Consider the following 22,786-nt stretch of genomic DNA (forward strand, 5'->3'; position numbering starts at 1 on the left):
GGGCGTGCGACGGGCCTGGTGCAGTCTGCTCTGCTTCGGCGCGTCGCTGCTCGTCGGCGGCGGCTGCGGGGGTGAGACGGGGCTCCTCGTCGCCGTGAGCGGCGGCCCCGTCGACGAGCTCGAGTTTCGGTTGGCCGTGAAGCAGGGGGACAAGTTCCTGCTCCAGCCCGTGGGGGCGGGGGAGCGGCACGACGTGCGGGGGAGAGACCTCGCGGCGCGCCCGTACGAGCTGCTCTTGCGGGACGATGCGCCCGACGGGGGAGCGCTCGAGGTGCGGGTCCTCGTGCTCGGGCACCGGGCCGAAGCGGGGAAGCTCAAGATCACGCGCTTCGCGGTCACGGACCCGCCGCAGGCCTTCGTGCGAGGCGAGGTCCTGCGGCGCGCGGTGATCCTGCAGGGCTTCAGCGGCGCGAATTTCGCCACGGCGTTTGCGAACGGCTGCTACCGGGTGCGCGTCGTCAACAAGGCCGCCGACCTCGTGCTCCCCTACGACCAGGACTGCGACGGCAGCAATACGACGGACCCGAAGCCGGACTGCAACGACCAGGACGCGACGGTGCACCCGGGCGCGCCGGAGCTCTGCGACGGCAAGGACAACAACTGTGACCGGCAATTCGCGCCGGCGAGCATGACCTGCTACCTGGAGGCCCCCGAGGGGCAGTGCCGCAAGGGGAGCCGGCAGTGTCGCGACGCGCAAGGGAGCGGCTGGGACAAGCAGTGCGCGGCCAGCGAGCGGGTGCCCCATACCCACTGCCACGCGGCGGCGGAGTGCGGTGCGAACGCGGACCCGGCCCCCTGCACGAGTCAGGTGAAGCGGCGCACGGTGCACTGCACGCTCGAGCGACAGGACGGTGGGGGAGTCTGTTCGGGGGGGACGCTGGCGCTGCAGCCTCCCGAGGCCGGCCTGACGAGCTGCAGCTGGGAGGTCTACGAGGCGGGCCCGTTCGCGGTGGGGCTGAGAGGGGCGGGGAGCACGGGCTTCGGGCTCACCACGAGCTCGTGCAAGGCGTTGCTCTCCGTCGAGCCGGGACCGGGCGAGCCGGCCGGCGGCACGGCGGTGCTCGAGTTCCTCGGGCCGAGCGTGGCCAGCTCCTACGTGGGAGACCTTCAGGTCACCTTGAAAGTGGTGCCGAGCTGCGGCACGAATCCTCTTAGCTGTAGCCTGTGAGGGACGATGCTCGACGAAGTGCTTAGCGTGGCCTTCCACCGCGGCCCCGCCGCCGCGGCGAACCAGCTCATCGCCGACGTGCGCGAGACGGTCGAGGCCGCCTGCGGACGGGCGGTGAACTACGAGGTGGTGGCGACCGACCGCGGGTGGCCCTACCTCGCGGAGCAGGTGGCTCCGCGGCTCGCCCTCTTTCTGCGGAGCAAGCGCCTGCGGGTCTCGTCGTGCCGGCCGGTCTTCATGAGCCTCTTCGTCGGGGACAGCCTCTATTTCATCGGCGCGCCGGATTTTTTCCGCCTGGTGCAGCAGAGCATGGGGCTGACGGACGCGGCCTTCGGGGCGGTGACGCAGGTCTGGGAGGAGACGGGCCAGCCGGTACCGGGCCGGCTCCTGCTCGGCGGAGGGGCGTGACCGTGGACCTGGCGTCGCGCATCGGACAGCTCCTCGTGGTGGGCTTCGACGGGCAGACAGCTCCCGACGAGCTGCTCGCGCGGATCCGCCGGAGCGAGGTGGGAGGGGTGATCCTCTTCTCGCGCAACCTCGGCACCGTCGAGGAGGTGGCGGCGTTGACCCGCGAGCTGCGCGGCGCAGCGCCTCGTGGGGCTCCGCTCCTCGTGTCCATCGATCAGGAGGGGGGCCGGGTGCAGCGCCTCAAGGCGCCCGTGCCCGAGTGGCCGCCGATGCGGCGCGTTGCCGGGCTCGCAGACGAGGCGCTCACCGAGGCGGTGGGACACGGGGTGGGGCGGGACCTCCATGCGGTGGGCTTCAACCTGGACTTCGCCCCCGTGCTGGACGTGGTGAGCTCGGAGGCGAACACGGTGATCGGCGACCGCGCCTTCGGGAGCACGCCCGACGAGGTGGTGACCCACGCGCTGGCCTTCGCGCGCGGGCTCGAGCGCGCCGGGGTCCTCTCCTGCGGCAAGCACTTCCCCGGGCACGGCGGGGAGGTGGCCGACAGCCACCACGCGCTGCCCGTGGAGCGCCGGGGGGCCGAGGCGCTGCGGGCGATCGACCTGGTGCCGTTTCGCGAGGCGGCGCGGGCGGACCTGCCGATGTTGATGACGGCCCATGTGGTCTACGAGGCCCTCGACCCGCAGACCACGGGGACCTTCAGCCGGCGCGTCAGCACCGAGCTTCTGCGAGAGGAGCTCGGCTATCGCGGGGTGCTGGTCTCGGACGACCTGGAGATGGCGGCGGCTGCAGATCAGTACGAAGCAGGGGAGGCCGCCGTGCTCGCGCTCGCCGCGGGCGTGGATCAGCTCCTGCTCTGCCATCGGCGGGACCGGCAGCAGGCGGCCTTCGAGGCGCTCGTGCGTCGGGGGCAGGACGACCCGCGGTTCGCCGCCCGGCTCGAGGAGGCGGCGGAGCGGGTGGCCCGGCTGAAGGCCCGGCTCGCACCCCCTACGCGGCTCTCGCCAGAGGCCGCGGGGGCCGAGGTGCGCGCCTCCGGGCGGCACGCGGAGCTGCTGGCGCGACTGCGTTAGCGAGGGCTGAGCCGGAGGGCCGCCTCCACGATCTGCTCCTCGCTCGGCAAGACGAGCCGCGCGGCGGGACCCAGCGGGATGTAGCAGTCCTCGCCGGCGACGCGCGCCACGGGAGGCAACGGGCGACAGCGCTCCGCGAGGACGCCGAGGATGGCCTCCCCCACGCCGCCGGTCCTCCGCCCCTCGTCGACGACCAGCACCGCGCGACACTCCGCCGCCTGCGCGGCGATGAACTCCTCGTTCAGCGGGTTCAGCCAGCGCAGGTCCACCACGCGCGTGGGCAGGCCGTGCTGCTCCGAGAGGCGCTTCGCGGCGCGCAGCGCGAAGTAGAGCCCGTTCGCATAGCTCAGGACGAGCAGCTCGCGGGCCTCCGGGTGGTAGACGCGCCCCTCTCCGACGGGGATCTGGTGCTCTGGGGCGGGGTAGTCGGTGAGCCAGAGCCCGTCGCCGTCGGCGTGGAGATCCTTCGTCATGTAGAGCGCGATGGGCTCGAGGAAGACCACTACGCGTCCGTCGACGGCCGCGAGCGCCATCGCCGTGCGCAGCATCCCGACGGCGTCGTCGCCGCGCGCTGGAACGGCGAGGACCAGGCCCGGTATGTCGCGCAGCGCGGCGAGGCTGTTGTCGTTGTGGAAGTGCCCGCCGAAGCCCTTCTGGTAGCCGAGGCCGGCGATGCGCACCACCATGGGGTTTCGGAACTGGTCGCAGGAGAAGTACTGCGTGGAGCAGGCCTCGCCCCGGAGCTGGTCCTCGGCGTTGTGGACGTAGGCCAGGTACTGGATCTCGGGGATGGGCAGGAGCCCGAGGGTGGCCAGCCCCTGCGCGAGGCCCAGGATCGACTGCTCGTCGAGGATGGTGTTGAAGACCCGTCCGGGGCCGAACTTGCGGTAGAGGCCGGTGGTGACGTGGTAGACGCCCCCCTTTTCGGCCACGTCCTCGCCGAAGACGGTGGCCTGGGGGTACTTCACGAGCAGCTCGGTCAGCGCGCGGTTCAGCTGCACGGCGAGGTGCTTCGGCGGGCCGCTCTCGGGGCTCTGCGCGCCGGAGCCGAAGGCGAGCGCACGCTGCTCCTCGGCGAGAGGGCGCCCGGCCTCGGTGGCGACCCGATCGGGGTGGTGGGGGGCGAGGGGTTCGAGCACCTCGGCCGCGCTGGTGAGCTTCGGTCGCGACACGGCGTAGCTCGCCTCCTCGCGGACCCGGCGTCGGAGCGCCTCGTAGCGGGAGAGGAGCTCCTCCGGGCTCGCGAGCCCTGCGCGCAGGACGAGCCGGGCCGTGGCGAGCAGGGGGTCGAGCGCCTCGGTGGCCTCGATCTCCTCTTTCGTACGGTAGGCCCCTTCGTAGTCGCTGCCGGCGTGGCCGAGGAGGCGCACGACCTGCAGGTGCAGGAAGACCGGCACCCGCTGCTCGCGGCAGACGCGCGCCGCCTCCTCGGCGACGCGGTGGGTCTCGACGAGGTCGCGCCCGTCGGCGAAGAAGTAGCGCAGGTGGGGCCGGGAGCCGCAGGTGGTGCGTACCCAGTCGACGGGCGTTCGCGTCGAGATGCCGATGCCGTTGTCCTCGCAGACGAAGAGGATCGGCACGGGGAGGCGGCGGTGGGCGGAATAGAGCGCGGCGTTGATCGCCCCCTGCGCGGTGCTGTGGTTCAGACTCGCGTCGCCGAAGCTGCAGAGGACGATGCTGTCCCGCGGGAGCGGGGGCGTCTGCGCGAGCCGCCGCGAGCGCTCGATCGCTACGGCGAGGCCCACCGCCTTGGGCAGGTGGCTGGCGATGGTGCTGGTCTGGGGCAGGATCCAGAGCGGTCGGCTCCCCCACACCTTGTGTCGCCCGCCGGCGATCGGCTCCTCGCGCGAGGCCACGAGGCCGAGCAGCGTGTCGCGTACGACGTCGACCTCGGGGCGCTGCCGCGCGCGCTCCGCCACGAGGGCGCCGCTGCGGTAGTGCAGTAGCGCAGGGTCGGTGTGCCGTGTGACGCGCCCGAGGACGGCGTTCCCCTCGTGCCCCGCGCTCCCGATGGTGTAGTAGGACTGGTCGAGAGCCCGGAGCTCCCGCGCGGCGAGGTCCAGGTGGCGGCAGACGAGCTGCGCCTCGGCGAGCTCGAGCAGCGCGGCTCCGGTGAGCGGAGCGCCCTCGCGCACGGGGAGCTCCGGTGCGCGGCGCGGCACCTCCTCCTTCCACTCGGTGAGCAGCTTGACGTAGTTGCGATCGACGATTTCGGCGCGGTTGATCATCTCGGGTTCCGTGGAGGGGGAATCGTCCGGGTCAGGCGCTCGCGACGAGCCGCCATACGAGGGCCACGAGCGCGCAGACCAGGAAGGCGATGCACAGCGGCATGAGCGCGCCGACGGCGGTCCATTTGCGGCTGCGCGTCTCCTTCCAGATGGTCAGGATCGTCGTGGCGCAGGGATTGTGGAGCAAGGAGAAGAGCATCAGGTTGACGGCGGTGAGGAGCGTCCAGCCGTGCTGCCCGACGAGCAGGGCGCGCAGGCCGTCGAGGGATTCGAGCTCGGTCATCTGGGTCGTGCCCATGTAGACCATGAGCATGGTGGGGACCACGATCTCGTTGGCCGGGATGGCGATCACGTACGCGAGGAGGATCACCCCGTCGAGGCCCAGGCCGCGTCCGAGAGGGCCGAGCAGGTCCGCCAGGTGCTGGGCGAGGCTCGCCTGGCCGAGGTGCACGTTGCCGAGCACCCAGATCACGGCCCCCGCGGGCGCCGCGGTGAGCAGCGCGCGACCGAGCACGAAGACGGTGCGGTCGATGAGCGAGGTATAGAGGATGCGCAGCACGCTCGGACGGCGGTAGGGGGGGAGCTCGAGCGTGAAGGCCGAGGCCTCCCCCTTGAGCACGGTGCGCGAGAGCAGCCACGAGACGCCGAGGGTGAAGCCGATCCCGAGCAGGACCACCCCGACGACGGAGCCCGCGGCGGCGAGGCTGGCCCAGGCCGGGGGGAGGCTCGCCCCCATGAAGACGGTCCCGAGCATGATCAGCGTCGGGTAGCGACCGTTGCACGGCACGAAGTTGTTGGTGAGGATGGCGATCAGCCGCTCGCGCGGGGAGTCGATGACCCGCGTCGCGATGACCCCCGCCGCGTTACACCCGAAGCCCATCGCCATGCTGAGCGATTGCTTGCCGTGGGCGCCGGCGCGCTTGAAGAGCCAGTCCATGTTGAAGGCCACCCGCGGCAGGTAGCCAAGGTCCTCGAGGATGGTGAAGAGCGGGAAGAAGATGGCCATCGGCGGGAGCATCACGCTCAGGACCCAGGCCAGGCCCAGGAAGACGCCGTTCCAGAGGAAGCCGGTGAGCCAGCCGGGGCTGCCGGCGTACTGGAAGAGCGCGATCCCCTGATCCTTGAGCCAGAAGAGGCCCTTGGCGAGGAGCGCCGAGGGGACGTTGCTTCCCACGATGGTCAGCCAAAAGACGAGGGCCAGGAGCGCGAGCATCAGCGGAAGGCCGAAGATCGGCGAGGTCACGATGCGGTCGATGCGCTGGTCCCAGTCCCAGCGGCGCGCCCCGTCGGTGCGGACGGTACGCTCGGCGATCCGGGCGGCCTCGGCGTAGAGCGCCTCCACCATGTGGTCGCGAAAACGGTCCCCGAGGCGCCGCTGCAGCTCGTCCACGTGGGCCAGGATCTGCTCGGGAGCGGTCTTCGGCTGCTCGCTCATTGTCGCCCCGCCACGGCCATCTTGCGGCTGGCGGCCTCGGGGCTCGCCGACTGGGCCGCGCTGAGCTGTGCGAGCTCACCCGTGAGGAGGGCCTGCCGCACCCGGTAGTCTCCGTCGAGGAGACGGTAGGCCACCCACCGCGCGTTCGGCAGGCCGGGGGCGACCTGCTCGATGAGCGGCAGGAGCTCGTCCACCGCGCGCTGCACCTCGGGGGGGGCGGGAGCCTTGCGTGCCGCGATGGAGATCTTCCCCTCCACCACCTCGGCCGCGGTGCGCACCAGGTCGTGTAGCCCCTCGCCCGTGCGCGCGACGGTGGGCACGGCGGGGACCCCCAGCTCGCGCGCGAGGGAGCGCACGTCCACCGTGATCCCCTTGCGCTGCGCCTCGTCCATCAGGTTCACCGCGACCACCACGCGGTCGGTGACCTCGAGCACCTGCAGGACGAGGTTGAGGTTGCGTTCGAGCGCGGTGGCGTCGACGACGACGATCGTGCAGTCGGGCCGCCCGAAGAGGATGAAGTTGCGGGCCACCTCCTCGTCCTGCGAGGCGGAGAGGAGCGAATAGGTGCCGGGCAGGTCCACGAGCTTGTAGCGCACGCCCGCGTAGACCAGGCCCCCTTCCGCGCGCGTGACGGTCTTGCCGGGCCAGTTGCCCGTGTGCTGCTTCAGGCCGGTGAGCGCGTTGAAGACGCTCGACTTGCCGGTGTTCGGGTTTCCGGCGAGGGCCAGCACGCGGTCGAAGTTCTTGAGGCTGATCCCCATGCGGCCGAGCTCCTGGTGGAGCGGGCAGCTTTCGCAGCCAGAGCTCGGGCCGGCGCGGCTCACGAGGCCCCCCCTTCGGATTGCGGCGTCGCGGACTCGGGCGCCGGCGGCGACCGGCGCCGCACCCAGATGTGCGGCGTCTGCTCCCGCCGGAGGGCGATGAGGGTGCCGCGCACGCGGAAGGCGCGCGGGTCGCCGAAGACGTTGCGCAGGGCAGGGTAGATGGCCGCCCCGGGGGTCAGCCCGAGGTCGAGCAGGCGTCGGCGGTTGAACCCGCGGCAGAGCGGGTCGAGCGCCACGACCTCGGCTTCCTCGCCGTCACGGAGCTCGTCGAGCGAGACGACCCCTTCCGGGCGGGAGGCGGGCTCGGCCACGACCTGGACGTGGATGCTCGCCGCGAGCGCCGGGGCAAGGCGGTGCTCCTCGATGCCGTCGCTGATCACGAGGCGCGTCCGGTCGGCCTCGATGACCCGCAGCTGCATCCCGGGGCGGAGCCCCAGCGCCACGATCTGGCGAAAGAGCACCTCCGGCTCGTCCTCCACGTGGACGATCTCGCAGACCTTGTCGTGCGGCCAGTCGGTGAGAGGGACCCCGACGTGGGGGTTGACCGTCCCGTCGGCGGCGGGGATCGGATCGCCGTGGGGGTCGGCCTGCGGGTGACCGAGGTGCGCGTCGAGCGCGTCCACCTGGGTCGCCGTCAGCCGGTGTTCGGCCCGTTCCGCCGCGCGGTGGATCCGCTCGACGGGCAGGCCCGCCTCGTCGGCCAGGTAGCGCTCCCAGAGGCGGTGCGCGCGGACGACCTGCAGGGCCCAGCGCTCGCCCTCTGCCGTGAGGTGAAGACCCTGCGCGACGGACTGCAAGAGCCCTCGTGCCTCCATGCGCGTGATCACGCCGAGCACCTTCTGCGGCGAGAGCTTGAGGGCTCCGGCGAGAGACTCGGGGCTGGCGTGTCGTCCCTGGTGTTCCCGACCCAGGAGGTGCTTGAGCGCGTCCTCCATGCGGGCCCGCTCCCGCCACTCGCGCCACGCGCGGCCTCGCGCCAGGAGCCCGAGCCTGGGCCAGAACACCAGCACCGCGGCCGCCGTCGCCGCGATGACCGCGCTAATCCACGTGCCGTCGCGCCCCATAGTCCTTCGCGAGCCGCCAAGATTTAGGGCGACCTAAACTTGATTCAAGTGTGGGCCTGAGGTCGCGGCGTGTCAAGGCACCGCCGTGCGGGGTGCTAGCCGACGCGGGCCGGCCCGCGCCGCGGCGAGCGCGTGGTCTGCGCCCGCTCGCCGTCCAGGTCGCGATAGCGGCTCAGCGTGAGCTCCAGGTACTCGGGGTTGAGCTCGATGCCGACGTAGCGCCGGCCGAGGCGAGCGCTCGCGATCCCGGTGGTGCCGCTGCCGGCGAAGGGGTCGAGGACCACGTCGCCTTCGACGCTGGCCGCGCGCAGGATACGCTCGAGCAGCGTGAGCGGCTTCTGCGTCGGGTGCTTGCCGTGCCGCTTCTCCGCCTTGAGCGGAGGCAGCACTGACCAGAGGCTCTGCATCTGCTTGCCGCCGTTCTCGGCCTTCATCACCTCGTAGGCGAAGTAGTGGCGACTGCGCTCGTCTCGCGCGGCCCAGAGGATGGTCTCGGTCGAGTGCACGAAGTACCGGCAGCTCAGGTTCGGCGGGGGGGTTACCTTGTACCAGCTGATGTCGTTCAGCATCTTGAAGCCGAGCTGCTGCATCGCGAAGCCCACGCTGTAGATGACGTGGCGTGTCCCCGAGACGAAGATCGTGCCGTTCGGTTTGAGGACGCGGCGGCAGGCGGCTAGCCAGCTCAGGTTGAAGGCGTGGTTCTCCTCGACCCCCGCGGACGCGTCCCAGGCCCCCTTGTCCACGCTCACCATGCGCCCCGACTGACAGGTGATCCCACCGTTAGAGAGGAAGTAGGGCGGGTCGGCGAAGATGAGGTCCACGCTCTCGGCGGGGAGGTCCGCCAGCACCTCCCGGCAGTCCCCCCGATGCAGCGTGAAGGTGTCGTCGTTATTACGGAAATACTCCCTCTGGAGCTGAACCGGCGCGTTGGCTGCGTACATGGTCCTACATTAGTTCACACAGACCTACTGGGCAAAAAATCGGACGACGCGCCAGCGGAGCCTCGGGGCCGCGCCTCGACGGCCGGGCGCGCAAACCGCGTGCAGGCTCGCAGGTTTGTCACGGAGCCGCCTGTGGTTTGAGGATCGCCCTTGTGGCAAGATGAACTCCCTTCACGCACGAGCGACGCGATGAGCGCTGAGCAGGCCGAGGAGCTCTCCCGAGACGACGCGGACCTTCAGGCGATCCACGAGGTCGCCGAGGCGCGACGGCTCGTGCTCGCGGAGATCGAGAAGCGCATCGTCGGTCAGCACAAGGTCATCGAGCACCTGCTCATCGCCCTCTTCGCCCGCGGGCACTGCCTCTTCGTGGGCGTCCCCGGTCTGGCGAAGACGCTGCTCGTCTCGACGCTGGCGGAGCTCTTGAACCTGCGCTTCTCGCGCATCCAGTTCACCCCCGACCTGATGCCGTCGGACATCACGGGGACCGACGTCCTGCAGGAGGACCCGGCCCAGGGGCGCCGCTTCTTCCGCTTCATCAAGGGGCCCATCTTCGCCAACCTCGTGCTCGCCGACGAGATCAACCGCACCCCGCCCAAGACGCAGGCCGCACTGCTCCAGGCCATGCAGGAGTACCGCGTGACGGCGGCGGGCGCGACGCACGAGCTCGAGCTGCCCTTCCTCGTCTTCGCCACGCAGAACCCGATCGAGCACGAGGGAACCTATCCCCTCCCCGAGGCGCAGCTCGACCGCTTCATGTTCGAGGTGGACGTGGGCTACCCCTCCGAGGAGGAGGAGGTGCAGATCGTCAAGCAGGTGACCAGCGACTACACGCCGCAGCTGCGCAAGGTGCTCAGCCCCGAGCGCATCCGGCAGCTGCAGGACCTGGTGCTGCGCGTCCCCGTCGCGGACCACGTGGTGCGCTACGCGGTGGGTCTCTGCCGGCTGAGTCGTCCCGACGCCGAAGGGGCTCCGGCGGTGGTGAAGGAGTTCCTGAGCTGGGGGGCGGGCCCCCGCGCCTCGCAGTACCTGGTGCTCGCCGGGAAGGCCAAGGCCCTGCTCGAAGGGCGCTACGCCGTGCGCGTGGAGGACATCCGGGATCTCGTGCGCCCCACGCTCCAGCACCGGCTGGTCCGCAACTTCCACGCGGAGGCGGAAGGGGTCACCACGACCCAGCTCATCGATCAGCTGCTGGCCGCCGTCCGGCCCTGAGCCCCGATGGTCACCACCCCGCGACACCGGCACCTCGACGGGGAGGCGCTCGCGAAGCTCGGCAATCTGCAGCTCCGGGTGCAGGCGGTGGTCGAGGGGTCGCTCGCCGGTCTGCACCGTAGCCCCCACCACGGCTCCAGCATCGAGTTCGCCGAGCACAAGGAGTACGCGCCGGGGGACGACATCCGGCGCATCGACTGGAAGGCCTACGCTCGCTTCGACCGCTACTACGTGCGGCAGTTCGAGGACGAGACGGAGCTGCGCGCCTACTTCCTGCTCGACGCGAGCGGGTCGATGGGCTACGGCGCGCCCCTCTCCAAGCTCGAATACGGCAGCGTGCTCGTGGCCTCGCTGGCCTACCTCCTCGCCCGACAGCGCGACCAGCCGAGCCTGCTCGCTTTCGCCGAGGACGTGCGGTGCTACCTGCCGCCGCGCGGGAGGACGGCGCACCTCTCCCATTTTCTCACGGCGCTCGAGGAGCTCGCTCCGTCGGGGCGCACGGACCTGGGGCGCGCGATCCATTACTTGACCGACGTGATCGGCCGGCGGAGCTTCGTGCTCGTGGTGAGCGACCTGTTCGACGCCCACCCCGACGCGCTGCGCCTCCTCCGCCAGCTCCGCGCGCGGGGACATCGCGTGGTGCTCTTTCACCTGCTCCACGAGGACGAGCTCGGCCTGCCCTTCGGTGACCTCACGCTCTTCGAGGCCATGGAGGACACGCGCGCCGTGCTCGTGGACCCGGGCGGCATCCGCAAGCTCTACCTGAAGGAGATGGAGCGTTTCCTGGAGCGCACGCGCGAAGCCTGCCGGCAGGGGGAGATCGGCTACCACCAGATCTCCCCGGGGCAGCCGGTCGACCAGGTGCTGCTCCGCTTCCTGAGCAGCAAGCGAGGACGGCGATGAGCTTCCTCGCTCCGGTGATGCTCGTGGGCCTCGTGGCGGCGCTCGTGCCGCTCATCATTCACCTCGTCGGGCGCCGGCGGGCTCCACGCCGTCCGTTCGCGGCCATCGACTTCGTCCTGCGCTCGAACCGGCGCGTGGCGCAGCGTCTTCGGCTCCGGCAGTGGCTGCTCCTCGCGCTCCGCGTGGCGCTCGTCGCTGCGGTGGTGCTGATGGTGGCGAAGCCCTACGCCGAGGTGGATTCCGAGCTCCCCATGGTAGGAGCCGGCCCACAGAGCGCCGTGATCGTCCTCGACGACACGTTGAGCATGCGCCGTCGATCGTCCACCCGGACGCTCGGCCACGACGCGGCCCGCCGAGCGCAGGAGATCGTGACCTTGCTCGGAGGAGGCGCCGACGTGGCCGTGCTGCGCGTCTCGGTGCCGGACGGCCCCCTGCCGACGCTGACCCGCGACACGCGGAAGGTCCGCTCGGCCATCGCTGCCGTGCAGCCGGGCTACCGCCACGGCGGCCTGGGGCCCGCGGTGGCACAGGCGGCGCGGCTCTTGCGCGATTCGGCGCTCCCCGAGCGGCACATCTACGTCCTCACGGACCTCGCGCTCCACGGCCTCGCAGGGGTGCGGGGGGAGGTTCCCGCCGACATCCGGCTGCACGCGGTCGACGTGAGCGGCAAGGGTCAGGCCGAGAACCGGGCCGTCGTGGCGTTCACGGCGCATGCCTCGGGCGCTCCGGGGCAGCGCTCCACCGCGCTGGTGGCGAAGGTATGCAACTACGGGCCGGCGGCCGACGCGGTGAAGCTCTCGCTCGAGGTCGACGGTCGGCAGGCGGCGCGGGGGGTGCTCGCGCTCGGGGGCTGGAGCTGCGGCCGAAAGCGTTTCCAGCACTCCTTCCCGAGCGGTGGGGTGCACCAGGCCGTGGTAGCGCTCGAGCCGGACGCCCTGCCCGAGGACGACCGACGCTACCTGCAGGTGGAGATCCAGACCGAGCTCCGCGTGCTCCTGGTCAACGGCGATCCGTCACCGGTGCGTCACCGGGACGAGCTCTTCTACCTGGAGACGGCGCTCGCCGCGGGAGGCGTGGGCGGTCAGGCCGTGAGCGCCAAGGTGGTCACGGTGGACGACCTCGAGCGCGCGCGGCTCACGAGCTTCGACGTGGTGGCCCTCTGCAACGTGAAGGGGCTCGCCCCCCCCCTGGCGCAGCAGCTCGAGCAATACGTGAACAAGGGGGGGGGACTGTTCGTGGCGCTCGGGGAGCAGGTGGACGCCGAGGCCGTGAACCGCACCCTCGGTCGGCTGCTTCCACAGCCGCTGCGCTCCGCGGTGAGCGCCACGGCGCCCGACAGCGGGGGCAGCGCGCTGCGCATCGGTCGCGTGGACGTGGAGCACCCCATCGTGGCCGGGATCTGGTCCGAGGAAGGGGGGGGCGGCCTTCGTACGGCCCGCTTCGACCGCGTCTACCGGCTGAGCCCCGCGACTACCGCGGATCGTCGGGTGATCCTCTACTACGACGACGGTTCGCCCGCGCTGCTCGAGGGGCGTCGAGGGCTGGGGCGCGTGGTGCTCTTCACCTCCACCGTGGATCGCGACTGGACTGACCTGCCCATCCGCCCGGGGTATCTTCCGCTCGTGCAGCAGACGATTCGTTATCTGAGCCGGGCGCCCGACCCGCAACAGCGGCGGGCCTTGACGGTCCCCGGGCGCTACCTCCTCGACCCCGTGCCCGTGCGGCAGCACCTGCGCCTGGTCACGCCGTCGGGCGAGGAGCAGAGCTGGACCGCGAAGCAGCTGGCGCGGAGGGCGACGCTCGAGCTCCACGCCGATCAGCCGGGGTTCTACCGCCTGACGGCCGTGTCGGACGAGGGACGCGTGACCGCGCTCGAGCGCCAGAGCTTCGCGGCCAACGTGGACCCGGCGGAGTCGGACCTGCGAAAGGGTACGCTCCAGACCTCGAAGGTGGACGGCCGCCGGATGGCGCGCGCGAAACAGCGCGTGGAGCTCTGGCACGCCGTGGGGGTGGCGTTGCTCCTCCTGCTCCTTCTCGAATCGATCTTCACCCGGCGCGGGTAGACCCGGGCGCTCACTCGACCAGGGTGGAGCAAAGGCGACCGTGGCGCTCCGCCTCGGGGCCCGCCGGCAGCGCGCGCGAGAGACCGCAGTGGACCTCCGGGTCGAAGGGGTTGAGGCGCAGGGCCACCTTGAGGTGCCGCGTGGCCGCGCGCGGGTCCCCCCGCCGCAGGTACGCCGCGCCCATCGTGACCTGGGGCCCCGAGAGGTCGGGGTAGTACTCGAGCACGGGCGACAGCGCCGCGATGGCGCGTGCCGGCTGGTCCACCTCGAGGAAGGAGCGGGCGAGAGCGTTGCTGACGAAGGCGTCGCGTTCGCCGGCCGCGTCGCGCGCCCGCTCGTATTCCAGGATGGCGGCGGGGAGGAGCTTCCGCTGCCGCAGCAGGTCAGCCAGCCGGAAGTGCCGCTTCGCGCGCTGCTCTCGCAGGGCCGCCAGCTCCTGCTCCTTCGTCCGCGGCGTGCCGAAGGTCAGCTCGGCCGGCACGAGGCCCGGCAGGCGGCGCAGCTTGAGCCCTCGGAGGTACTTGCGCCAGGCCCGCTCGAAGCCTCCCGGCGGCAGCGTGGCCACCTGATGCACGGCCAGCCAGTCGTCGCGGCCGGCGCGCAGCGCTCCGAGGAGGCGCCGGAGGCCGGGGAGCCCCGCGCGCTCCTTGAGGTAGGCCAGGGCCGTGTGGACCTGCGCGAAGGCGAGGGCGGTGGAGCGCTGGTCGGGGAGCTTGGCCATGGAAGGGTGCATCTCGGACCACCCCACCAGGCGTCGCGCCGCGAGCGCCTCCGCGAGCAGGTGCTCCTGCGTGGGTCCGAGGGGGACCTCTTCCTCGGGTCCGAGCCGCCAGCGCACCTCGAAGAGCTTCGCCAGCCCCTCGTGCAGCCAGATGGGAACCGTGTTGCGCGACGCGCGGCTCACGACCAGGTGGACGTACTCGTGCGCCAGGGTGTCGCGCCATGGGTACCCCCGAAGCAGCGCTCGCGGACTCACCGCCATCAACCGGTCGTACTTGCAGAGCGCCACGGTTCCCGAGCGCTCGATCTCCTTCTGCGTGAGCGTGGAGACGCGCGCGAGCTCCTCGGCGCGCGGATAGATCTCGACCAGGACCGTCCCCGGGGGGGCGTAGCCGAGATCCTTGGCCAGCGCTTCGCGGATGGCCTCGAGCGTCTCGATGGCGAAGGGGACGAGCAGCTCGTCCTTGCCGCGAGCGGTACGGATCCGGAAGTGTCCGCTCGGGCTCTTCTTCTCGACGAAGCCTTTCACGGCCTCGGCGGTCGAGCGCACGAGCTCGGTGAGGGGGCGGAAGCGCGCCGCGAGGCCGCGCTGGCCGCGCTCGGCGGCGCGGAGCAGCGCGAGGGCGGCATCGTATTGCCCCTGGTGGAAGAGGACCGCGCCGCTGGCAGCCAGGACGCGAGGGTGGCCGGGAGCGATGGCGCCGAGCCGGTGGGTCAGGGCGGCGGCCTCCTCGATGCGCCACTCGCCGAGGAGGCGGTCGACCTCCTGCGCGCGGGCGGCGACGGTGGTGGCCGCGGGCGCGGCATGGGCGACGGAGGCTCCCGCGGCCCAGAGGAGGAGCGCGAAGGCCCAGCGACAGAGGCCGGTCACCGGACGAGCTCCTCGTAGTAGCGCTTGACCATCCGCCGGTAGCGGGAGGGCGCCTTCTCCTTCATCGCGTCGAGGAGGTCCTGCCGGAACTCCTTGGGGGGGCGGAAGGTCTCGGCACCTGGAATTGGAACGCGCTCTCTATAACTCGACTCGCCGGTCGGGTCGCGCGGCTGCCGCGACTGCTGGACCTGCTTCTGTAGCTGGGCGAGGCGGTCCGCCGCCTCCTCCTGGGCCCCCTGCGCCTCCTGGGGATGCGCGGCTCCCAGCCGCTCGGCCGCCTGCCCCATGTATTCCTCGCTCTGGCGCAGGCTGCGGCGCGCCGCGGGCCCGAGGAGGCGCGCCCCCGCCTCCTCGCTCTGCAGCTTCCGCAGGAGCTGCTGGGCCTCGCGCCGCAGGGTCTGCTGGCTGCGGCGGAGCTTGCCGAGTTCCTGTCGATCTTCGGCACGAAGGAGACTCCCCGGCGGAGGCAAGGCCGTCTCGAGGTCCGACTGAAGCTCGGCCGCGAGGCTCTGCGCCCGACGCGTGCCGCCGAGGGCCTTGCGCAGCGCCTGCCCCTGCCAGGCCCCGGCGCCCTCGAGGTCGTCGGCGAGGTCCTCCTTCAGCGTGCGCAGCCCGTTGTTGGCCCGCTGCGCCATATGGAGGGCTTGTTCTAGATCGCCCTGCTGCAATACACCTTGCAGCCCCTGGACGCGTGCCCGGACCCGGCCGAGCTGCTCCTGTTGAAAGTCGGGCAGGCGGCGTTCGTCCACCTCCTCCACCGCTTTGGCCAGCTTGCGCGCCTTGGCCAGGGCCCGCTTGAGCATCGGCTGCACCTTGGTCTGCATGAGCGAGGTCGCCCGCTTCTGATACTGCCCCACCACCTGCTCCGTTCGCCGCGCCAGCCCGCGCTGCTGGCCTTCGAGGTCACGGACGCGGTCGAGCAGCTTGCCGTAGGCCGCCTCGCGCTCGCTCATGCGCTGGCCCCGGTAGTCCTGCAGGTTGCCGCCGAGCAAGGACTGCATGCGCGCGAGCTTCTGGTCCAGGCTGGCCAGGGCGGCCTCCACGTCGGCGATCTTCCCCTGCTGGAGGAGTTGACTCATGCGCTTGAGCTCCTCCCCGGCCTTCACCTGGGCCAGCGCCTCGCGGTTCAAGTACTCGTCGGGCACCGTGCTCCTCAGGCTGGCGAGCTGCGCCTGGAGCTGCTGGAGCTTCCGCTCCATCGCGGCGATCTCGCGGAGGAGCTCTCGCTTGAGCTGCTCGCTCTGGCTGCGCTTGTAGCGCGCGAGGAGCTCCGCCAGCTTCTTGCGCGCCTCCTGAAGGTCCTGGGTCAGGCTCACCAGCCCCTGGAGCCGCTGCTCCTCGAGGAGATCCGCGAGCAGCAGGGCGTCGAGCTCGAGTGCCGTCACCAGCTTGCGATTCTGGGTCTCCACCGGCGCGAGCTGCGACGGTCGCGGGGCGCCGCGACGTTTCGCCGCCTCGAGCTCCTTGAGGAGCTTCGTCTCTCCCTCGAGAGCGACGCTCTGCCGCCGGCGGATGGCGGCGACGGTGCGAACGACGGCCTCGGGGGTGAGGGGGTCCTGCTTCATGCGGAGGCGCAGCTCGCGCAGCCCGTCCACGAGCCGGCCGTGGCCGCGGTGCAGGGCGAGCGCGCGGTCGAGCTGCCCGGAGCCGGCGACGCTCGCCTCGGAGCCGAAGAGGAGCAGCCGGCCGGAGAGGAGCTCGAGGGCCTGTTCGGCCAGCTCCTGCTGCTGTTGCAGCGTGCGCTGGTGCTTCTCCTCGGGGCTGAAGACGCGCAGGTGTGCGGTGGCGGAGAGCCCGCGCTTGGGACCGAGGACCGCGTCGTTGTCGATCGCCTCGATCCAGTAGGCCACGCGGGCCCCCGCGCGGAGGCCGAGCGTGGAGAGGTCCCACTCGTGCTTGCCGGCGGCGCTGCGCTGGCGCGTGCGGGGGTCGCTCTTCCAGAGCGGGAGGCGCTGCGTGGGGCCGCTGCCGAGCTGGTAGGCGAGCTCCACCCCCGAAAGTCCGACGTCGTCCTCGGCCTGATACGCGAGCTCGACTTTTTGCCGCTGGGCGATCTCGAGCTCCTCGGGGGGCCCGTAGAGGGTGACGCGCGGTCGCTCGTCGGGCTCGAGCTCCACCCGGTGCTCCACGGGGTCTCGGACGCGCTCGCCCGCAGAGCGCACGACCTCGAAGTGATAGGTCCCCTCGGCGCGCAGCAGGAGCTCGGTCTGCACGGAGAGGGAGCGCACGATCGTGAGGGGGTGGCGCGTGGTGCGTCGTCCCTCGCGCGCCTCGAAGACGAGCGCCCCATCGGTCAGGGGGACCATCGCCGTGGTCTGGATCAGCGCGCGGGTCCCCGGCGGTCCGCTCAGGTGCCCGGTGGAGCTCTCGACGCGGCGGGGGGGGCGACCGGTGTGCGGCGGGTAGTAGTAGGTGACGCGGAGGTCGCCCACGAGAGGTTCTTCGGCCACCTTCTCGGGCGCGCGGAGCTCGAACCGGAGGAGGCGAGCGGCGGCTTCGCGCAGCGCCTCGGGGGCGAGAGCCAGGGCGCCGGCCCAGGCGACGGCGGCGGCGGCGAGGCCCATGGCCGCGCGCCGGAGGCCGGTGGAGGCGACGACCCGCCGGGGGTCGACCTTGCCGAGGCGCTCGGCGGTCTGTTGCGAGAGCGCACCCAGCATCGCGGTGGAGAAGCGCACGGGGCCGCGGCGCGCCTCGTCGATCAGCTCGACCGACGAGACCAGGTCGCTGCGCAGCGCCGGGACGCGCTCTCCCACCAGCTCGGCGAGATGCTTGGCGTCTCGGAGCCGACGAAAGACGACGACGAGATGGACGGCGAGGGCGACCAGGCCCACGAGCGGGAGGCCGAGTCCGAGGAGCTGCAGCGCGCCGTCCAGGCGGGCGACGGCCGCGGCGCCGAGGAGGAGCAGCGCCAGCCCGGCGAGGCTCGCGCAGTAGACGGCTGCTCCTCGCAGCGCGTGCAGCCAGCGACTTCGGCGGCGGATCTCGGCGAGGTAGATCGAGATGTGGGTCGAGGCGTCCACGCCGAGGAAGTATACCAGCGGCGGGAGGTGTGGGATTCCCTCGCGCACCCCCGCCTTCGAGCGGGCCTACCCACCGTCTGTGGTAGGCTGCCTTCGTGGTCTCCCGGAAGCCCTCGCGCCGCCGCCGATGGATGCGTCCGTTACTCTGGTCGAGCGGGGTGCTCCTGGTCGCCGGGGGCCTGTACCTGGCCGGGCCCCTCGTGGCGCGCTGGTACCTGTTCGGGCGCCTCGTCCCTCGCCTCGGCCGCGCGCTGGGGCGCGAGCTCGCGGTGGGGCGAGCCGTGGTCGGGTATCGCCACGCGGAGCTCGAGGGGCTCGTCGTGCGCTCGCCTCACGACGACCCCGGCGGGCCCGGGGTCTCCGTCGCGCGCGTGTCGATGGACTACGACTTCGGCGCGCTGCTGAAGGGGCGTCTCGAGGTGCGCGAGGCACGCGTGAGCGGGCTCCGCGCGCGATGGGTGCGCCACCCGGACGGACGGAGCAACGTCCTCGACCTGCTCTCGCGCCGACGGCGCGCGCCGGGGGAGGGGCGCCTCAAGCTACGGAGCGTGGTGCTCGAGGGCGGGTCGCTCGAGGTCCACGACCGACAACGTCGGGTCGAGCTGCGCGCCGCGCGCCTCGTAGGGCGGGTCGTTCCCGGCGCGCCATCGGTGGTCACCCTCTCGGGGATCCTCCTCAGCTCTCCCCGTTTCCCCAGCACCGTTTCCTTCGACGAGCTGCGGGTGAGCGGAGTGTTGCGTCGCTCGCCCCTCGCGCTGCCGGATGTGACCGTGAAGGGGGGGCGCATCCAGATACTGCCGCGTCTGGTGCTCTCCGGCATCCGCGGGACGATCGGACCCGACGCGACCGGCCGGCGCGTGACGCTGGCGCTCGACGGGAGCTACGGGGGGGCGGAAGCCAAGCTCTGGGCTGCGGCAGGCTGGGTCGAGCCGGGGCCGCGCAAAGGGCTGCTCGAGATCAAGGCGGCCCGCTTCAGCCTCGGGCGCATCGCTTCGATCCTCACGCGCACGCCGGTGATCCTTCCCCAGCGCACCCAGGTGGACGGGACGCTTACCCTGCGCTTCGCCGAAGAGGTGCTGCGCTTCGACGGGGACCTCGCGATCCAGGGCCTCTCGCTCTTCCACCCGAACCTCGCGCGAACCCCCGTGCTGGACCTCTCGGCTGCTACCGCCGTGGCCGGGGAATGGAACGTGGCGCGGCGGGAGCTGACCCTCGAGCGGCTGCAGGTGCGGTCGAGGGGGATCGACCTCCGACTCTCCGGCAAGGCCGAGCGCCTCGGCGACCGCCCCAAGGTGTCGCTGCGGCTCGCGTCGCCCCCCGTCCCCTGCCAGGCCGTGCTCGCGGCCTTTCCGCCATCTCTCACGCCGGAGCTCCAGGGCTTCAAGCTGAAGGGGACCTTCCTGCTCGACCTCCGCGCGGTCGTGGACTACGAGAACCTCGACGCGCTCGAGCTCGGGGGCCAGGTGGGGATCAACCGCTGCAGCGTGGTGGAGGCGCCCGAGGCGATGAGCGCCGCGCGGTTGCTCACCCCCTTCGACCACACGGTGGAGCCGGCTCCCGGTCAGTTTCTCACGCTGACCGTGGGGCCCGACAACCCCGAGTTCGCCCCCTTCGCCGAGCTCTCGCCGCACCTCGTGAACGCCCTGCTGACCACCGAGGACGCGGGCTTCTTCAAGCATCGGGGCTTCATCACCTCGCAGTTCCGGGTGGCCCTCGCGCGCAACCTCAAGGCCGGCCACTTCCGCCTCGGGGCCTCCACGATCAGCATGCAGATGGTGAAGAACGTCCTGCTGACGCACGAGAAGACGCTGGCTCGCAAGCTCCAGGAGCTCTTCCTCACCTGGTACGTGGAGCAGCACGTGCCGAAGGAGCGCATCATGGAGCTCTACTTCAACGCCATCGAGTTCGGGCCCGGGATCTACGGCATCGGGCGCGCCTCGCGGCACTACTTCGGCAAGCGGCCGAAGGAGATTACGCCCCTCGAGGCGGCCTTCTTCGCCACGATCCTGCCCAGTCCGAAGCGCCGCTACATCCAGTATTGCCACGGAGAGCTGAGCGCGGCGTGGGACCGCTACGTGCGGCGCGTGCTGAGGCGCATCCACTCGCGCGGGCGAATCGACGACGCGGCGTGGCGCGCCTCGGAGCAGCAGAAGCTCGTCTTCGCCCGCGACAAGGGAGCTCTGTCGGAGGAGAGCTGCAAGCAGCAGCTCACCGCGCTCCTCGACGGCTGGAAGCAGGAGTACCGGCAGCGCCTGAAGGACTCGGTCCTGCGCGCGGCCCCCCACCAGGTCGAGCTGCACGTCCCCAAGGACTGACAGCGGCTGACGCTTGCGTCGATCCATCCCGCCATGCGGCGTCGCTCGCTGCGGTGCGTGCTCACAGCGCAAGAAAGGCTGCTCCGCGCGCTCCTCGCTCGCTCCTTGCCTGGCGCGCGCCTCAACGCAAGCGGGCGCCGCTGGGAGCCTCCGGGGGGATGTTTGACTACTCAGTGCTACATGTGGGAGTATCGTCCACATGCGACACCCTTATCGATCACTGGTGACCCTCGTGGCTCTCGTCTTCTGGCTCGCGGGGGCGGTTCCCGACGCCGCGGCGGAGCGCCGGCTGGTGCTTTCGGGAGACGCCGGGTTCGGCGGGATGGCCGGGATGGCCCAGAGCTCCCTCGCGCTCGGAGTCGAGGTGCAGGAGGGGGGGCTCTCCCTCGGTCTCTTCGGCCGCGTGCGCTTCGTCCTGGACCGCGACCGGGACGAGGGTCCCCTCCGGCGCCGCGACTGGGACGAGGTGAGCGACTACGTGCACCTCCTCAGGGAGCTCAGGTACCAGCGCAGCTTCGGGCGGACCGAGCTGGACGTGCGTGTCGGGGAGCAGGCGGCGCTGACCCTCGGGCACGGCACGCTGGTGCGCGAGTATTCGAACCTTGGCGACCCGGATCATCTCCATAGCGGCATCGCCGTGGAGCTCGTCCGTCCGCGCTTCGACGTGCGCGCCTTCCTCGACAACTTCATCCACCCGTCGCTCGTCGGAGCACGTCTCGGGCTGCGACCCTTCGCCCGCGCGCCGCGGCTGGGCTTTGGCGCGAGCTTCACCATCGACCCGCGGGCCCCCGTGCGAGTTGAGACGGACGCGCGCGGAGTGCGGCAGGTGGATGCGGCGTGGAACCTCGAGACGGAACATCGCACGCTCACGCACGCCGGCGTGGACGTGCAGGTGGTCCTCGGGAACCCCGACCGAGGACAGGTGACCCCCTACGCCGACTTCAATACCTCCTTCTACGGCGTCGGCATGCACCTCGGCGGGATGGGACGCCTCCCCCTCGGACGCACGGGGGTGACCCTGACCGGCCAGCTCGAGTACCACGTCGGGACCGGCGGGTACGCTGCGGCGTACGTGCAGACCTTCTACGACGTGGATCGACACCAGGCGAGCCTGAACCTGCCGGATCCCGCGCGTCCCGATGCCGCCGCGCACGGCCCCAAGCTGGCGGCCCTCGGGCGAGGGCTCTTCGGCGGGCACGGGGCACTGGCGCAGCTCGGCGTGGAGGCGCCGGGGCGCGTGACCCTTCGCGCCGGGTTCGAGCATCAGGCGGGACCCGACCCGAACCGGCTCTGGGTGCGCTTCGGGGCGCAGCCCGCCGATCGCCTGAACGTGGCGGCGCTCTTGCTCCTGCGCCACCTCGGCCCCGGAGCGGCTCCCGGGGGCGTGGCCGCGGCGGTCGAGGGGCGCTTCCGGGTGACCCGTTTCCTCTACGCCCTAGGGCAGTACAGCCGCCTCTGGTCCCTCGACGCGGAGACGCGGTACTACGGCATCGTGCAGGCCTTCAACCTCGGTCTCGGCGGCAACTGGTCGATATAAACATGGTCACCTTGGCCGCGATCCATCCCGTCATGCGGCGTCGCGCCTGCGCTCCGGTGCTCACAGCGCCACCAGGCTGCTCCGCTCCGGTGCTCGGCGCTCCTGGCCTGCCGGGCGCCTCGCGGCCAATGCGACCATGTTTGATCACGCTGCAACGCGTTGCTGGGTAGACCGGTCTCAGCGATGCCGACCATTCGCATCGGGCAGCGCGCGGCGACCGAGGTGGACCCGCGCCTCGGCCCGGAAACCGTGCTGGAGGCCCTCGCGCCGTTCCTCTCTCCGCGGCGCCAGCGTCGGATCGCGCGCGTGGTGGAGCAGCGCCTCCTCTCGGTCACCGTGCTCCTCGAGCACCCCTACGACCCGCATAACGCCGCCGCCGTGCTTCGCACCTGCGAGGGCCTGGGCCTTCTGACCGCGCACGTCGTACCCGGCGAGGCCGGCTTTCGGCTCTCCGCGCGCGTGACCCAGGCGGCGGACAAGTGGATCGACGTGTACCTGCACGCGGACACCCGGGCGGCGCTCGGCTACCTGCGGAGCGCGGGCTACCGGCTGCTGGCCGCCACGCCGCCGCCGCTCGGCGAGACGCCGGATCGTGCCGCGCTGGCAGGTCATGCGTCGCAGCCCGTCGCGCTCGTCTTCGGCAACGAACACGCCGGGCTCACCAGGGAGGGGCTCGAGGCCTGCGACGGCCGCTTCCACCTGCCGATGTTCGGGTTCACCGAGAGCTACAACCTCTCCGTCTCGGCGGCGCTCGCGTTGGCCAGTCTCGTCGACGCGCGGCGAGCCGTTCTCGGTGCGGGCGGAGATCTTTCGCGTGCGGCGAAACTCCGGCTGCGTGCGGCGTACTACGCCCGGAGCGTGCCCCGTGCGGCAGGGCTCGTGCAGCGCCACCTGGCGGCGCGAGACCCACGTTGAGGGAGGCCGGGAGGCCTCGCCGCGCGACGTGCGACCGGATCGCGCGGAGGGATGGCGCACCCAGGGGGCGCTTGGCGCCCGATGCGGCCGCG

The 22,786-nt window shown here is 71.7% G+C and carries 14 protein-coding genes and 1 pseudogene; 9 read left to right on the forward strand and 6 right to left on the reverse strand.

The window, feature by feature from the left end:
* The first annotated feature begins 4 nt into the window (after positions 1–4).
* The 3 genes from IT371_13320 to nagZ are packed head-to-tail and all read left to right on the forward strand — an operon-like array spanning position 5 to position 2,649.
* Positions 5–1,168 carry a putative metal-binding motif-containing protein gene (locus tag IT371_13320; GenBank protein MCC6748635.1) on the forward strand — a complete coding sequence of 388 codons (1,164 nt, stop codon included), beginning with the start codon at positions 5–7 and terminating at the stop codon, positions 1,166–1,168.
* Between the two features lie 6 nt (positions 1,169–1,174).
* Positions 1,175–1,576 carry a hypothetical protein gene (locus IT371_13325; GenBank protein ID MCC6748636.1) on the forward strand — a complete coding sequence of 134 codons (402 nt, stop codon included), beginning with the start codon at positions 1,175–1,177 and terminating at the stop codon, positions 1,574–1,576.
* Positions 1,573–2,649 carry a beta-N-acetylhexosaminidase gene (gene nagZ / locus IT371_13330; GenBank protein ID MCC6748637.1) on the forward strand — a complete coding sequence of 359 codons (1,077 nt, stop codon included), beginning with the start codon at positions 1,573–1,575 and terminating at the stop codon, positions 2,647–2,649. Before IT371_13325 ends, nagZ begins: the two co-directional genes overlap by 4 nt.
* Here nagZ and IT371_13335 read toward each other — a convergent pair.
* The 4 genes and pseudogenes from IT371_13335 to IT371_13350 all read right to left on the reverse strand — a co-directional run bounded on the left by IT371_13335 (position 2,646) and on the right by IT371_13350 (position 9,141).
* The gene (locus IT371_13335; GenBank protein ID MCC6748638.1) at positions 2,646–4,877 is read right to left on the reverse strand and encodes an MFS transporter; all 2,232 of its coding nucleotides are present in this window, start codon (positions 4,875–4,877) and stop codon (positions 2,646–2,648) included. The two genes, nagZ and IT371_13335, sit on opposite strands and share 4 nt — an antisense overlap.
* Before the next feature lie 31 nt (positions 4,878–4,908).
* Positions 4,909–7,073, reverse strand: a pseudogene (gene feoB, locus IT371_13340) (ferrous iron transport protein B).
* Between the two features lie 59 nt (positions 7,074–7,132).
* Entirely contained in the window at positions 7,133–8,200 is a 1,068-nt protein-coding gene (locus IT371_13345; protein ID MCC6748639.1) for a FeoA domain-containing protein, read from the reverse strand.
* A gap of 95 nt (positions 8,201–8,295) precedes the next feature.
* Positions 8,296–9,141 (reverse strand): site-specific DNA-methyltransferase, encoded by an 846-nt coding sequence (locus tag IT371_13350; protein ID MCC6748640.1) that lies wholly within the window; start codon positions 9,139–9,141, stop codon positions 8,296–8,298.
* A 189-nt stretch (positions 9,142–9,330) separates the two neighbouring features.
* On the opposite strand from IT371_13350, the gene IT371_13355 reads away from it, so the two are divergent.
* From IT371_13355 to IT371_13365, 3 genes are read left to right on the forward strand one after another with little or no spacing between them, the layout of a single operon-like run.
* The gene (locus IT371_13355) at positions 9,331–10,350 is read left to right on the forward strand and encodes a MoxR family ATPase (protein MCC6748641.1); all 1,020 of its coding nucleotides are present in this window, start codon (positions 9,331–9,333) and stop codon (positions 10,348–10,350) included.
* Between the two features lie 6 nt (positions 10,351–10,356).
* Entirely contained in the window at positions 10,357–11,253 is an 897-nt protein-coding gene (locus IT371_13360; protein ID MCC6748642.1) for a DUF58 domain-containing protein, read from the forward strand.
* A complete protein-coding gene (locus tag IT371_13365; protein MCC6748643.1) occupies positions 11,250–13,316 on the forward strand; it encodes a VWA domain-containing protein in 2,067 nt (688 codons plus the stop codon). The genes IT371_13360 and IT371_13365 overlap by 4 nt, the downstream gene beginning before the upstream one ends.
* 10 nt (positions 13,317–13,326) lie before the next feature.
* On the opposite strand, the gene IT371_13370 is transcribed toward IT371_13365, so the two are convergent.
* Positions 13,327–14,907, reverse strand: a complete 1,581-nt coding sequence (locus IT371_13370) for a hypothetical protein (protein MCC6748644.1) — start codon at positions 14,905–14,907, stop codon at positions 13,327–13,329.
* Positions 14,904–17,975 (reverse strand): DUF4175 family protein, encoded by a 3,072-nt coding sequence (locus IT371_13375; protein MCC6748645.1) that lies wholly within the window; start codon positions 17,973–17,975, stop codon positions 14,904–14,906. Before IT371_13375 ends, IT371_13370 begins: the two co-directional genes overlap by 4 nt.
* Before the next feature lie 83 nt (positions 17,976–18,058).
* Between IT371_13375 and IT371_13380 the strand changes: the two genes are divergently transcribed.
* The 3 genes from IT371_13380 (at position 18,059) to IT371_13390 (ending at position 22,694) form a co-directional block, all read left to right on the forward strand.
* Positions 18,059–20,242, forward strand: coding sequence for a transglycosylase domain-containing protein (locus IT371_13380; protein MCC6748646.1), 2,184 nt, complete (start codon positions 18,059–18,061; stop codon positions 20,240–20,242).
* 223 nt (positions 20,243–20,465) lie between these two features.
* The gene (locus IT371_13385; GenBank protein ID MCC6748647.1) at positions 20,466–21,779 is read left to right on the forward strand and encodes a hypothetical protein; all 1,314 of its coding nucleotides are present in this window, start codon (positions 20,466–20,468) and stop codon (positions 21,777–21,779) included.
* 183 nt (positions 21,780–21,962) lie between these two features.
* Positions 21,963–22,694: an RNA methyltransferase gene (locus IT371_13390; GenBank protein ID MCC6748648.1), complete on the forward strand. Its 732-nt coding sequence runs from the start codon at positions 21,963–21,965 to the stop codon at positions 22,692–22,694.
* Positions 22,695–22,786 lie beyond the last annotated feature (92 nt).

The sequence above is a fragment of the Deltaproteobacteria bacterium genome, from assembly GCA_020848905.1.
Classification (GTDB): Bacteria; Myxococcota_A; Polyangia.